Genomic DNA, 12,441 nt, shown 5'->3' with positions numbered 1-12,441 from the left:
ATTATGGGATTCACTTGCTTTTCTTCTTGTTATCGAGGTTCTTTTTTATTCTTTCCTTTTCTGCCGGGCCGATTACTCCGCCCATTAATATCACCTTTAATCAATAAGAATCCATTATAGATAAATATTCTGTTTGTATTCCGATACAGAACATGGTTAAACGTCGGGCAATCTGCATTCATTTTGCAATCCGAAGAAAAATTATGGCAATGCATTTTTATATATGTTTCTTAATATAGGATACCAGAACAAACAGGAATATCAGGAGGCTTTGCTATCGAGGAGAAATCGTACGACTTAAAGCCGATCAAGGTCATATATGCGGTTCTGGGAAGCGGAGGCATAGGTCTGGCCCTGGCGAACGAACTTGCAGTCAGGGATAAGAATATCATTCTCTTAGACAATGATTCAGCAAAAGTTGAAACACTGAAAGAGCAAAACCTTAATGCGGTACTGGGCGACATCGGTGATGTCTCAGTCCTTTCAAAACTTGATTTCAAGAACCTCAAATCTGTCTTTGTAATGAGCTCTGATATCGAGGCAAACAAACAGGCCCTTGCCTTTATAAAAAAAACCGCACCAGATGTTCAAATTGTGGTAAGAGGGGATGATTATCAGCAAAAGGAAGAGATAGAGGCTGCGGGCGCAGACCTGGTAGTCCTTCCGTCAAAACTTCCTCATAAATCAATTGCCCTTGCTATTGTCCAGTATATCGAGAGGATCACTTCCGTAAAATTGGCACAGGAATTGAAAAAATTGGTGAGCAACGTAAGGGATGGGAAATTCGCCATCATAGTTCATGACAACCCTGACCCGGATGCAATTTCAAGTGCTATGGGATTGAAAGAGATAGCGAACAGCGTGGGGGTCAAAGGGGAAATACTCTACAAGGGGATGATAGGGCATAATGAGAACAAGGCGTTCGTCAATCTTCTGGATGTTGAATTAGACCAGTCGAAGGATTTCAAGGCTTCTGATTATACAAAAATAGCCATGATCGAAAGTTCAGTCCCGGGCGTGAACAACCTCCTTCCACCGTCCACAGAGGTCAGCATTGTTATCGATCACCACCAGGCGAATATCGATGAGGTAAAGGCAGAATATGTCGATATAAGGCCAAATATTGGCGCAACCGCGACCATAATGACAAAATATCTACAGGATCTTGAAATACCAATCAAGACCGAGCTTGCTACTGCTCTTCTGTATGGTATTAAAGTAGATACCAATGATTTTCGAAGAAATACGGACCCGGCCGATCTGACCGCTGCAGCATATCTGTATCCTCTTGCCAACCATGACATTTTAAGCAAGATAGAGACCCCATCGAGGTCCACCGAGGAGATCGAGGTCCTGGGGGATGCCATCAAGAACAGGGAGATAAAAGGAAGTTATCTTATCTCGAACGTAGGGACAATTCGTAACAGAGATACGCTTGCACAGGCTGCAGATTATTTGCTCACGCTGGAAGGGGTGACCACAACCATTGTATTCGGTCTTGGAGAAGATCATATCTACGTCTCGGGAAGGAGCAGGGATACCCGAATAAATATCGGGAAGGTGATGCAGGATGCCTTCGGGTCGGATAAAGGCGGTGGGCATGCCATGCTTGCCGGGGCACAGATCCCGCTGGGGGTGTTGAGCGGAACGAAGGATAAACAGACGCTGATGAAACTTGCCGAAGAGGTCGTTGTCAAGCGAGTGCTTTCAGTAATAGGGATACAGAAAGAAACAGGTTAAACGTCAAGGGTGCCTTCCAGATAATCCAGATATGATTATGTATTCCTTTTACAATTACTGACCCATATGCCTGATGACGAGTATCAACTGGATTATTTCAAAGAGAACGGCTTTGTGCGAAAACAATGCCCAAAATGCGGCACGAATTTCTGGACGCGGGATGAAGAAACTGAATTTTGTGGGGATCCTCCATGCGTATCATACACTTTTATCGGCAACCCTGTGTTCAAAAAAGAATACGATATTTCCTCCATGCGCGAAGCATATTTATCATTTTTCGAAAGACATGGCCACACGCGTGTAAAACGGTATCCTGTAATCGCACGCTGGCGAGATGATATTTACCTGACGATCGCTTCAATAGCAGATTTCCAACCCTTTGTGACATCCGGGCTTGTTCCGCCGCCAGCGAACCCTCTCACCATTTCACAGCCCTGCATCAGGCTTGATGACCTGGACGCTGTGGGGCGAAGCGGCCGCCACCTCACCACTTTTGAGATGATGGCCCATCATGCTTTCAACTCGCGTGAGAACGAGATTTACTGGAAGGACAGGACAGTGGAATTATGCGATACCCTGCTATCAGATCTTGGTCTTGACCTGAATTCAGTAACATATAAGGAATCCCCATGGGCAGGAGGGGGCAATGCCGGCCCCAGCGTGGAAGTGCTTGTGGGCGGGCTTGAACTTGCCACACTTGTCTTCATGGACCTGAAGCAGGCAAAAGATGGGCCGATAGACATCAAGGGGGAACGTTATGAGAAAATGGATAATTATATCGTCGACACAGGCTATGGCCTGGAGCGGTTTGTCTGGGCGTCCAAAGGCTCGCCAACGATATATGATGCTGTTTTCCCCAAGATCGTTTCTGAACTAATGGACCTTGCGGGTATCGAACACAGCATAGAGAATCCAGAATATGCGAAAATATTCTCTCAGAACGCGAGATTCGCAGGGGTAATGGATATCAGCGGGCAGGCGAATCTTCTCCAGTTAAGAAAGAAGGTGGCGGAAAGCATCGGCACTACTGTAGAAAAACTCCAGAATCTGATGGAACCCGTAGAAACCGTATACTCAATCACGGATCATACCCGGTGCCTTGCCTTCATGCTGGGTGACGGCATTATTCCTTCCAATGTGAAGGCAGGCTATCTTGAGAGGCTTGTGCTTCGAAGGACTCTACGCATGATGAAATCCCTTGGTATAAGAGAGCCACTCGTAGAACTCATCGAGATGCAGATCAGGAACTTCCCGGAATATCCTGAGTTCAGGGAGCGTCTTGATACCATCAGAGAGATCGTTACGCTTGAGGAGGAAAAATACGCCGACACAATTGAACGCGGATCAAAACTGGTCAGAAAAATGGCAGGGCATTTCAAGGAAAAAAAGCAAAAAATACCGCTTGGGGAATTGATCCAGTTATATGACACGCACGGCATCCCGCCCGAGATCGCGCGGGAGGTGGCAAAAGAAACAGACGTGGAAGTGGAGCTGCCTGATACCTTCTATTCGCTTGTGGCAAAAAAACACAGCAAAGCAGAAGAGGAAGAAAAAGAAGTCCTGCCGCTTGAGATACAGCCAACACGAAAGCTGTATTATGAACATCCGGAAAAGACGGAATTTTTTGCACACGTACTATCGGTCATTGAGAACAAAATAATCCTTGACCAGACCCTGTTCTATCCTGAGGGAGGAGGCCAGCCTGCAGACCAAGGGACTTTATCAGTGGATGATTTTCTTGTGAATGTAGTGGATGCCCAGAGCATTAACGGGGTCATTGTCCATGAGACAGACTCGGATTTTGGATTTAAGAAGGGAGACAGGGTGAAGGGAAAGATAGATGTGGAGCGCAGAATGGCCCATGCCCGCCATCACACAGCCACGCATATCGTTAACGAGTCAGCAAAAATTGTCCTCGGAAATCATATCTGGCAGACCGGGGCGCAGAAATCCACGGACAGGGCAAGGCTTGACCTCACACATTACAAGCGTATAACGGATTCGGAGTTCAGGGAAATCGAATTGCTCGCTAACAAAGCGGTGATGAAAAACCAGCCCGTGCACATAGACTGGATGGACAGGGTGGAGGCGGAAAAGCGCTATGGTTTCGTACTCTATCAGGGCGGCGTGCCTCCGGGAAAGGAGATACGCATCCTGCGAGTGGGGAACGACGTGGAAGCCTGCGGGGGAACGCATGTCTCGAACACGGGGCTTATCGGGCCCATCAAACTCATCAAGACAGAAAGGATACAGGATGGCGTGGAGCGCATTGAGTTCTCGGCAGGTGAGGCTGCCATCAAACGGTGGCAGGAAAGGGACGAATTGCTGAATAGATCCTCGGAAGGCCTGAGGGTTTCGCCTGAACAGTTGCCTGATACGGTCAATCGTTTTTTCGACGAATGGAAGGATTTTAAGAAGGATAACGAGCGGCTGAAGGCTGAATTGGCTGAGGTGAGGGTTAAAGCGATGATGAGCGAAGCCGTGAGTATAAGCGGCCTGAAAGTTCTCTGCAAGAAGCTGACACACGCAGACGTGGAAGAACTCATAAAAGCAGCCACGGAGTTCAGCAAGGATGACGATTTTGTGGTGCTCCTGGCAAGCGACCTCGGCGGCGTTAAGTTCGTGGTGGCGGCGGGTGAGCGGGCGCAAAAGATGGGGGTGAATGCGGGCGCTATCGTGCGCGAGATGTCAAAGCTTGTGGGCGGCGGAGGAGGAGGGAAGCCGGGGATTGCGCAGGGCGGGGGGACGGATGCTGGGAGGATTGAGGAGGCGCTTGAGAGGGGTGTAGAGATGGTGAGGGAGACTTTAAGTTGAGATTTTTATAATTAAAATGACAATAAGCCTTATAAATAAAGGAGATTTAAAATCTCATTTTAATAAAAGCAAGAAAAAACTGGGAATACGGCATCCTGTTCTTCTTTTGAAAATAGCTTCCGATGAAATGAATGCAGGCGCATTCTTTTTTGGAGTCATTATATATTCAATAGTTCTGGAGAAGTTAAATAAAGATGAACAATTTGCATTCTTAGATCATGAGTTGGGTCATATAAAAAGATGGAAAGACCTATTTTTAATAATTTATTTTCTAATGCCTTTAACATTATTAGTTCTAGGTGTATTCATAGTTTTAAATTTATTATTTTATTTTAAAATTAGATTTTTGGAGATATGGTTACCATTACTTTTTACATTTTTAGTATTAAGATTTTCCCTTTTGAATCATATGATAAATCTAAAAATAAAATCCGAATATGGAGCAGATAAAATTTCTGTAGGTCTTGGAAATGCTAAAGCATTGATTTCTGCGCTAAAAAAGGTGAAAGAATGCGCTAAAAACCAGCCTTTTTCAAGGTTTCAAGAGCTTATTAATGTGATTTATTTTGCAAATCGCCCAACTCACCCTTCCATAGAAGAACGGATTATAAGATTAGAAGAGTTTTCATTCAAAGCATCTTCTAAATGAATCTATGGGCAACTATTTTGCTTACACTATCTCCCTACCCGCTCCCCTCCCTTTCGCGCCTATATGCAAGGATGCGAGAAATACTATAAACCCTAATTCTGATAGCTCTTTCAGGAAAGTTTTAATAACTCATTAGAACTAAAAGCTAATAGGTGAATAAAATGCCAGTCTCAGTAAAACTTCCCTCCGAATTCCAATATATCTACCAAAATCTCTTAAAAAAAGAACCTGAGGAGGGTACAATCCAGCTAGTAATTAACGAATTGCGCAGGCGTCTTGCCGAATATAAGTTGATGGATAAGACTTTTCATGAGCGTTATAAAATGGATTTTGATGAACTCAAGATGAAACAGGTCGTAAAAGAATCAGGTCATTCTTTTAAGGTTGAAGAGGATTACTGTGATTGGGAACTCGCTCTTGACGGAATTAAGATGATCACGGCAGAACTTAAGAAGCTTGCAAAATACTCATGAAGCTGGCGGATTTTATTTATGCCCTTGAAAAAGCTGCTTCAAAATATTTGTTAAAACCGCGAGTTCTAGTAAAAACTGACAACGCAGTCAAAGCCAGAATCGAGATTTCAGATAATATTTATATCCAGTTCTATTTTCATCAGATTTCAGGCACATCGAATTATGTACTTGTGGGATGGAACAACCGGTTATCGGCAGGGATTGTGTAGGTGGCAATTGGCATCGGCATCCTTTTGAGAATCCAGAGGCACATGAAACAACTGGTGATAGTGCTAAGGATGCGACGCCAGAAGAGTTCCTCGATGAAGTGTTCGAAATATTATTGAGAGAAAAACTGATATGATAAGGAAAGGATGGGCGATTCGGGTGTGATAGTGCACGAGATGTCAAAGCTCGTGGGCGGCGGAGGCGCGGGAAGCCGGGAATTGCGCAGGGCGGGGGAACGGATGTTACGAGGATTGAGGAGGCGCTTGATAAGGGGGTGGAGATGGTGAGGGAGAAGGTTGAATAAGTAGTTCTCTCAATCTGGGCGCCTTCAATCACAAAAAGTACCTGAACCTCCATGTACTATAGTATCCTTTAATAACTCGAAAATCAAATAAAAAGATAAAAAAATATGCGCGGTTACAAAGATCATAAAGAAATTCTCACCAGATTTGGACAATCGCTTCTAAAGAAATTTGGAGATAATCTTATTTCTGTAGTCCTCTACGGTTCAGTAGCCAGAGGTACAGCAAAAGAAGAAAGCGATATAGACCTCCTTATCATTTTAAAGAACGCTCCCGCTGCGTATTATGAACGCCTGGAACCTGTAATAGACATCGAGATAAAACTGCGAAAGAACATCTCAGGAACGGCGCCGATCTTCAGCAGCATAATCTTATCAAAAGAAGAGGCGATGGAAAATCGCAATATTTTTCTGGACATGATAGATGACTCAGTGATCCTGTTCGATAAAGATAACTTTTTCAAAAACAGGCTGAAAGAACTGAAAAATCGGCTCATCCAGCTTGGTTCAAGAAAAGTGACTCTCAAGGACAACACATGGTACTGGCAGTTAAAGCCTGACCTAAAGGCTGGAGAAATCCTCGAACTATGACAACGAATCGGGAGTTTGGGGAGAAACTGTTGAAAGAGGCGGAATGGATATTCGAAAAAGACCTGAAAACTGCTGTAGAAGAAGAAAACTATAACATCGCTGTAAGAAGGGCGCAGGAAGTGGTTGAGCTAACTCTCAAGGGATGCTTGCGAATATTAGGGATCGATTACCCTAAAGTACATGATGCTGGGGGCATTTTTACCATAGAAGCCGGCAAAAAGTTCCCCTTTAAAGAAAGCTCGCTCAAAGAGATAGAAAGGATATCCAGATGGCTTGCAGAAGCAAGAGCGCCTTCATTCTATGGCGAGAAAGATTTTACGAATGAAGATGCTAAAAAGGCTCTCGATGATGCAAATTTTGTACTTAATGAAATAAAAACCATGATCAAGAAGTAATATTTTTGAAAATGAGAACGCGAAAACCTCAATCCAAAACATCTCGATGCAGATCTGAAGAAGCCACTATACCTCTCGTCATTAACGAATTACAGAGGCGGCTTGCAAAGTATAATCTAATAGATAAAACATTCCGAGAAAAATATCAAATGGATTTTGATGATTTCAAGCGGGGACATGTTGTTGAAGAATCAGGTCATTCATTTCAGGTTGAAGAGGATTACTGCGATTGGGAGCTTGCCATAGACGGGATCCAATCGATAAGTACAGAGCTTGAAAAGCTTGCAAAATACACATGAAACTTACAGATTTTATTGAATCCCTTGAGAGTGCTGCTTAGATAGTTCCATCTTTATCTTCCTGAAATCCTCTTCAAGCACAGACCTGTACCGCGGGTTGTGTAGCACCGCTGCAGGGTGAAAGGTTGGCATTATTTTAACCTGAAGATCAAGAAGCCTTCCTTCGTAGATCTGGCCTCTGACGTCGGTTATTCTCTCAAATTCCACATTCATTTTCAAAAGAATGTATCTTGTCGAATGCATTCCCAAAGTCACGATTATCCCGGGCTTTATTATCCGGATCTGTTCATCAAGATAAGGGGTGCACGCCTTGATTTCATCCTCTTTTGGCTGCCTATTCTCAGGAGGCCTGTGCTTCACAACATTGCCTATATAAATGTCCTCGCGCCTGAGGTCGATGCCTGAAAGCAGCTTATCCAGGATTTTTCCCGCTCTTCCTGCGAAAGGCTTGCCCTTGAGGTCTTCCTGGTAACCCGGCGCTTCGCCGATGAGCATCAGCGATGCATCAAGGCTTCCCTCACCCGGGACAGGATTTGTTGCATACTGCCAGAGGCGGCATTTTCTGCAATTGCGTACTCTGACAATAACATCATCCATGAGTTTCTGCTTTGGCGTAATACCTTCTGGTTTTTCTATTAGGGGCAGCATGCTGCTCAAAATTTCTTTGGAAATGGCCATCACGATGCAGGGATTTAATAGATAGTGTTATCATATACGATATTCCGGATAATATATGAATAGCGATGATTGCATTTTCTGCAAAATTATCAGAGGTGAAGCTCCAGCGAAATTTGTTCATAAGGAAGAGGACTTCGTGGTTTTTTATGACACAAGACCCTCTGCGCCCGTTCACGTGCTGTTAGTCCCAGTGGAGCATATCGAAAGCGTTAATTCCATAGAAGAGCGGCATAGTGTGATTATATCAAAAATGATGATGAAAGCAAAGGAGATAGCAAGAAAACTGGGCATTGCCGACAGCGGCTACAAGCTTGTGATAAACGTGGGTAGTGGAGCAGGCCAGATAGTATTCCACCTGCATATCCATCTCATAGGAGGCTGGAGCTCCGTGAGTATATGAACACGCCTTCTGTCATGATCGCCGGCACGGGCAGCGGTGTCGGGAAAACCACAATTGCTATGGGCCTGATGGCTTCGCTCTGCGGAAAGTATAGAGTTCAGCCTTTCAAGGTCGGGCCGGATTTCATTGACCCGGGTCACCATACGAAAATATGCGGCAGGCCTTCCAGGAACCTGGACAGCTACATGATGGGCGAGACAGGAGTGCTTGAGACCTTTTCTCGCGCATTTGATGACGCGGATTTCTGCATAATCGAAGGTGTGATGGGGCTTTATGACGGCCTTGATGCCACGGAGATCGCAAGCTCAGCGCATGTGGCCAAGATGCTGAATGTTCCTGTGATACTGGTGGTGGATGCGCATGGCGTATCGCGCAGCATAGCTGCCGTGGTGAAAGGCTTTTCTGAATTTGACAGGGTCAATATACAGGGTATAATTCTCAATAACACAGGCAGTGAAAGGCACATTAAGCTCATCAGAGATTCGCTTTGCGACGCAGGTATAAAGATCCCTGTCATCGGGGCGCTCCCGAAATCCAGGGAGATATCCATACCATCACGTCATCTCGGGCTTCACATGGCGGGCGAGGATGAATGTGATATGAAAATGCTTTCAGATCTAATAGAGAAGAACATAGATGTAGAGTCGGTAATGGCTATCGCAAGCAGTTTTATCTCGACAGGGGTGGAATTTAAGGAGCCAGATGAAAAGTTCGATGTCAATATCGGGATTGCCTGGGACAGCGCATTCTGTTTCTACTACCAGGATTCTTTCGATGTTCTCCGCAAGTCCGGTGCAGAGCTTACTTTTTTCAGCCCGATGAGCGATGAGTTACCGCAGGTTGATGGTCTTTACCTGGGCGGCGGATATCCCGAACTTTACGCGCAGGAACTTTCCGACTCAAAAACGCGAGGCCAGATAAGAAAAGTGGCTGAAAACGGAATGCCGGTATACGGTGAATGCGGGGCGCTGCTCTATCTGAACGAGAGCCTTGAGACGGACAGGAGTTATAAAATGGCAGGAATACTGGGTGCAAGCTCAAGGATGACGGATAAGCTTCAGGCGCTTGGTTACACCGAGGCCTGCATAGTATCGGATTCACTTCTTGCAAAAAAAGGGAAAATTATCAGGGGTCACGAGTTCCATTATTCGGTCACTGAATGCGACAGGGATGCACATTTTGCGTATAAATTGAGGCGAGGGAAGGGCATAAACGCAGGTATGGACGGTCTTACGGAGCACAATACTCTGGGAAGCTACATGCATACGCATCCGGCAGCGGTTTCTTTTGATGAGTTTTTGAGGCGTTGCAGAAGGCACAATAAAATATAGCCTTTTTCGGAATGGAACTGTAAAAAAGTTTGGTATTGAGCAAATCCTTTGCGTACTTTGCGCCCTCTGTGGTGAAAAATCCTGCACCGCAAAGCACGCAAAGAGCGCAAAGTTACTTTATACGAAGATTTGACACCAAAGAATTTTACAACAACTTTTCGGTAAAACATTTAAGCAATAGGATACAGTTTTACACACAAATTATGGACGAACTCGCAAGGATCAAACAATTGAAGAAAGAAAGAAATGCGATCATCCTTGCCCACAATTACCAGCGTGGCGATGTGCAGGATGCGGCGGATTTCGTGGGAGATTCTTTCGGCCTGAGCCAGAAGGCGGTTTCGAGCGGCGCGGATGTTATTGTTTTTTGCGGCGTGGACTTCATGGCAGAGAGCGCGGCCATTCTGAACCCGGAAAAAATAGTTCTTATGCCGGAATTGAACGCCCAGTGCCCCATGGCGGCCATGATAACCCCTGAGTCCCTGAGGGTTGAGAAAAAAAAACATCCCGGTGCTGCCGTGGTTTGTTATGTCAACACGCCGGCTTCCGTGAAAGCTGAAAGCGATATCTGCTGCACATCAGCAAATGCCATCAAAGTCGTAAATGCGCTGGAAGAAAAGGAGATACTCTTTGTCCCGGACAAAAATCTGGCCATGTACGTGGCAGCGAATACCGAAAAGAAGATCATCCCATGGAATGGGTACTGCCCCACGCATCATCTGATCCTCCCTGGTGACATTCTGCTTGAAAAGGAAGAGCATCCTGAAGCCGAGATTCTTGTCCATCCTGAATGCAGGCCCGATGTCATCGCGCTTGCAGATAAGGTTCTAAGCACGGCAGGCATGCTGAAATATGCAGGCCAGTCAAATTCCAGAGAGTTCATAATAGGAACAGAGATAGGGCTTTTGCATCGCCTGATTAAAGAGAACCCGGGAAAGAAATTCTTCCCAGCCACAAGATACGCGGTCTGCCCGAACATGAAAATGAACACGCTGGGAAGTATAATCCGGGCGCTTGAAAAAAATGAGCATGTAATCAAAGTCCCTGAAGGTATCAGGATAAAAGCAAAGCAGGCGCTTGACAGGATGCTGGCCGTGGGACGGGGCGATTGATGGTATTTCTTGAATTGATGAGATACAGGAACTGCGCCATGGCAGGGCTTGCCGCTGTCATCGGTGCGGCCATAGCATACAGTGCTGTGCCTGGAGAACTCATCTGGATGCCGCTGGTTTTCATCACGGTTTTCCTGATAACAGGCGCGGGGAACGCGATCAATGATTATTTTGATTCGGGTATCGATGCCATCAACCGCCCGGGCCGCCCCATACCTTCAGGGCGAATAAAAAAAGAATCAGCTTTTGGTTTTTCAATCGCCCTGTTTGCGGGAGGTATCATGATCGCCTACTTTATAGGTGAGTCCATCATCCCTTTAATTATTGCCGTAATCAACTCCCTGCTGCTCTGTCTCTATGCTTTTTCCCTGAAAAGGAAAGTCTTTGTGGGTAACCTAAGCGTGAGTTACCTCTCCGGCTCAACATTCCTTTTTGGCGGGGCCGCATACGGCGGAAAAGGTATCGAGATCACTATCATCCTCTTTTTCCTATCCATGCTGGCTACCCTCGCCAGGGAGATAGTAAAGGCGATCGAGGATATCGAAGGGGACAGAAAGGATGGGGCTATGACTCTGCCCATCAGGATAGGAGAGCGTCCTTCTGCCTATATCGCATCGCTAATCGGGCTCCTTGCAGTTGGTTTGAGCCCCGTACCTTACGTTATGGGACTTTTCAGCAGGCATTATCTCTTTGCGGTCGGTGTCGCCGATCTCATTTTTATATATGCTGTGCTCCTGATACTAAAAAAGGAACCATCGGCTTCTTCCAGATATTTTAAGGTGGCGATGTTCTTTGCACTTATCGCCTTCATCGCCGGAAGTATCCTGAATAAGGTTTTATAGAACGCCCTTTGTGCTCGGCACACCGGAGCCGCTTATTTCTGCCGCTCTTTTGAGTGCGATGCCAAAAGCCTTGAAGAGCGCCTCGATCTTATGGTGGTCGTTCTCACCCGTGACGCTCATGTGCGCATTGATGCCCGCATTGCTTACCAGCGATTCGAAAAAGTGCCGCGTGTTCTGCGGATTGAACCCACCTATCTTCTGGTTTGCGAAAGTGGCATTGAATGCGAGAAAACTTCGCCCACTGATATCGATCGCAACGTCAGCAAGCGCCTCATCCATGGGTACGCGGGCGTCAGAGAAGCGTTCAATTCCTTTCTTATCACCCAGTGCTTTTACAATCGCGCTGCCCAATGTTATGCCTACATCCTCTATTGTATGGTGGTCGTCCACCGTGAGGTCGCCGCTTGCCTTTACCATAAGGTTGAAGGAGCCGTGTTTTGCAAAAGAGTTGAGCATGTGATCAAAGAACGCGATACCGGTGTTGATGTCAGTATTACCAGAACCCTCCAGTGAAAATTTAAGTTCGATATCGGTCTCGTTGGTTTTCCGTGTAAGTTTTGATTCCCGCATGATGGGGGATTATATTATTGGATAGGAATATAAAGGTAT

The 12,441-nt window shown here is 45.8% G+C and carries 15 protein-coding genes; 13 read left to right on the top strand and 2 right to left on the bottom strand.

All coding sequences use genetic code 11. The features are described from left to right. Positions 1–306: 306 nt before the first annotated feature. The 9 genes from O8C65_11705 (at position 307) to O8C65_11665 (ending at position 7,469) form a co-directional block, all read left to right on the top strand. On the top strand, positions 307–1,740 hold the full coding sequence (locus tag O8C65_11705; protein ID MCZ7357590.1) for a DHH family phosphoesterase: 1,434 nt from the start codon (positions 307–309) through the stop codon (positions 1,738–1,740). A gap of 66 nt (positions 1,741–1,806) precedes the next feature. Beyond that, the gene (gene alaS / locus O8C65_11700; GenBank protein ID MCZ7357589.1) at positions 1,807–4,554 is read left to right on the top strand and encodes an alanine--tRNA ligase; all 2,748 of its coding nucleotides are present in this window, start codon (positions 1,807–1,809) and stop codon (positions 4,552–4,554) included. A 16-nt stretch (positions 4,555–4,570) separates the two neighbouring features. Then, positions 4,571–5,203, top strand: a complete 633-nt coding sequence (locus O8C65_11695; protein MCZ7357588.1) for a M48 family metalloprotease — start codon at positions 4,571–4,573, stop codon at positions 5,201–5,203. A gap of 161 nt (positions 5,204–5,364) precedes the next feature. After that, positions 5,365–5,676 (top strand): hypothetical protein, encoded by a 312-nt coding sequence (locus O8C65_11690; protein ID MCZ7357587.1) that lies wholly within the window; start codon positions 5,365–5,367, stop codon positions 5,674–5,676. A 175-nt stretch (positions 5,677–5,851) separates the two neighbouring features. Then, positions 5,852–6,019: a hypothetical protein gene (locus O8C65_11685; GenBank protein ID MCZ7357586.1), complete on the top strand. Its 168-nt coding sequence runs from the start codon at positions 5,852–5,854 to the stop codon at positions 6,017–6,019. Between the two features lie 10 nt (positions 6,020–6,029). Continuing rightward, complete coding sequence (locus O8C65_11680) at positions 6,030–6,170, top strand: hypothetical protein (protein MCZ7357585.1); 141 nt, start codon at positions 6,030–6,032, stop codon at positions 6,168–6,170. A 122-nt stretch (positions 6,171–6,292) separates the two neighbouring features. Next, entirely contained in the window at positions 6,293–6,775 is a 483-nt protein-coding gene (locus O8C65_11675) for a nucleotidyltransferase domain-containing protein (GenBank protein ID MCZ7357584.1), read from the top strand. Further along, complete coding sequence (locus O8C65_11670) at positions 6,772–7,170, top strand: HEPN domain-containing protein (protein ID MCZ7357583.1); 399 nt, start codon at positions 6,772–6,774, stop codon at positions 7,168–7,170. The genes O8C65_11675 and O8C65_11670 overlap by 4 nt, the downstream gene beginning before the upstream one ends. Before the next feature lie 11 nt (positions 7,171–7,181). Continuing rightward, positions 7,182–7,469: a hypothetical protein gene (locus O8C65_11665; protein ID MCZ7357582.1), complete on the top strand. Its 288-nt coding sequence runs from the start codon at positions 7,182–7,184 to the stop codon at positions 7,467–7,469. A 12-nt stretch (positions 7,470–7,481) separates the two neighbouring features. On the opposite strand, the gene udg is transcribed toward O8C65_11665, so the two are convergent. Further along, a complete protein-coding gene (gene udg / locus O8C65_11660) occupies positions 7,482–8,147 on the bottom strand; it encodes a type-4 uracil-DNA glycosylase (GenBank protein MCZ7357581.1) in 666 nt (221 codons plus the stop codon). A gap of 55 nt (positions 8,148–8,202) precedes the next feature. On the opposite strand from udg, the gene O8C65_11655 reads away from it, so the two are divergent. From O8C65_11655 to O8C65_11640, 4 genes are all read left to right on the top strand, one after another. Continuing rightward, positions 8,203–8,547, top strand: coding sequence for a histidine triad nucleotide-binding protein (locus tag O8C65_11655; GenBank protein ID MCZ7357580.1), 345 nt, complete (start codon positions 8,203–8,205; stop codon positions 8,545–8,547). Further along, the gene (cobB, locus tag O8C65_11650; GenBank protein MCZ7357579.1) at positions 8,544–9,878 is read left to right on the top strand and encodes a hydrogenobyrinic acid a,c-diamide synthase (glutamine-hydrolyzing); all 1,335 of its coding nucleotides are present in this window, start codon (positions 8,544–8,546) and stop codon (positions 9,876–9,878) included. Before O8C65_11655 ends, cobB begins: the two co-directional genes overlap by 4 nt. Before the next feature lie 203 nt (positions 9,879–10,081). Then, positions 10,082–10,990 (top strand): quinolinate synthase NadA, encoded by a 909-nt coding sequence (nadA, locus tag O8C65_11645; protein MCZ7357578.1) that lies wholly within the window; start codon positions 10,082–10,084, stop codon positions 10,988–10,990. After that, positions 10,990–11,832 (top strand): geranylgeranylglycerol-phosphate geranylgeranyltransferase, encoded by an 843-nt coding sequence (locus O8C65_11640; protein ID MCZ7357577.1) that lies wholly within the window; start codon positions 10,990–10,992, stop codon positions 11,830–11,832. Before nadA ends, O8C65_11640 begins: the two co-directional genes overlap by 1 nt. Here the strand turns inward: O8C65_11640 and hisB are convergent. Further along, the gene (hisB, locus tag O8C65_11635; protein MCZ7357576.1) at positions 11,827–12,402 is read right to left on the bottom strand and encodes an imidazoleglycerol-phosphate dehydratase HisB; all 576 of its coding nucleotides are present in this window, start codon (positions 12,400–12,402) and stop codon (positions 11,827–11,829) included. The genes O8C65_11640 and hisB overlap by 6 nt on opposite strands. Positions 12,403–12,441: the final 39 nt, after the last annotated feature.

Source organism: Candidatus Methanoperedens sp., from assembly GCA_027460535.1.
Classification (GTDB): Archaea; Halobacteriota; Methanosarcinia; order Methanosarcinales; family Methanoperedenaceae; genus Methanoperedens.
Note: the sequence above shows the minus strand (reverse complement) of the source record. Positions and strands in the feature narration are given on the sequence as shown.

Excerpts from the sequence above, each read along its gene's own strand:
- O8C65_11685 (MCZ7357586.1), top strand. The coding sequence starts at position 5,852 with ATGGAACAACCGGTTATCGGCAGGGATTGTGTAGGTGGCAATTGGCAT.
- O8C65_11690 (MCZ7357587.1), top strand. The coding sequence starts at position 5,365 with ATGCCAGTCTCAGTAAAACTTCCCTCCGAATTCCAATATATCTACCAA.
- nadA (MCZ7357578.1), top strand. The coding sequence starts at position 10,082 with ATGGACGAACTCGCAAGGATCAAACAATTGAAGAAAGAAAGAAATGCG.
- O8C65_11680 (MCZ7357585.1), top strand. The coding sequence starts at position 6,030 with ATGGGCGATTCGGGTGTGATAGTGCACGAGATGTCAAAGCTCGTGGGC.
- O8C65_11695 (MCZ7357588.1), top strand. The coding sequence starts at position 4,571 with ATGACAATAAGCCTTATAAATAAAGGAGATTTAAAATCTCATTTTAAT.
- O8C65_11655 (MCZ7357580.1), top strand. The coding sequence starts at position 8,203 with ATGAATAGCGATGATTGCATTTTCTGCAAAATTATCAGAGGTGAAGCT.
- O8C65_11670 (MCZ7357583.1), top strand. The coding sequence starts at position 6,772 with ATGACAACGAATCGGGAGTTTGGGGAGAAACTGTTGAAAGAGGCGGAA.
- O8C65_11675 (MCZ7357584.1), top strand. The coding sequence starts at position 6,293 with ATGCGCGGTTACAAAGATCATAAAGAAATTCTCACCAGATTTGGACAA.
- hisB (MCZ7357576.1), bottom strand. The coding sequence starts at position 12,402 with ATGCGGGAATCAAAACTTACACGGAAAACCAACGAGACCGATATCGAA.
- alaS (MCZ7357589.1), top strand. The coding sequence starts at position 1,807 with ATGCCTGATGACGAGTATCAACTGGATTATTTCAAAGAGAACGGCTTT.
- udg (MCZ7357581.1), bottom strand. The coding sequence starts at position 8,147 with ATGGCCATTTCCAAAGAAATTTTGAGCAGCATGCTGCCCCTAATAGAA.
- cobB (MCZ7357579.1), top strand. The coding sequence starts at position 8,544 with ATGAACACGCCTTCTGTCATGATCGCCGGCACGGGCAGCGGTGTCGGG.
- O8C65_11640 (MCZ7357577.1), top strand. The coding sequence starts at position 10,990 with ATGGTATTTCTTGAATTGATGAGATACAGGAACTGCGCCATGGCAGGG.
- O8C65_11665 (MCZ7357582.1), top strand. The coding sequence starts at position 7,182 with ATGAGAACGCGAAAACCTCAATCCAAAACATCTCGATGCAGATCTGAA.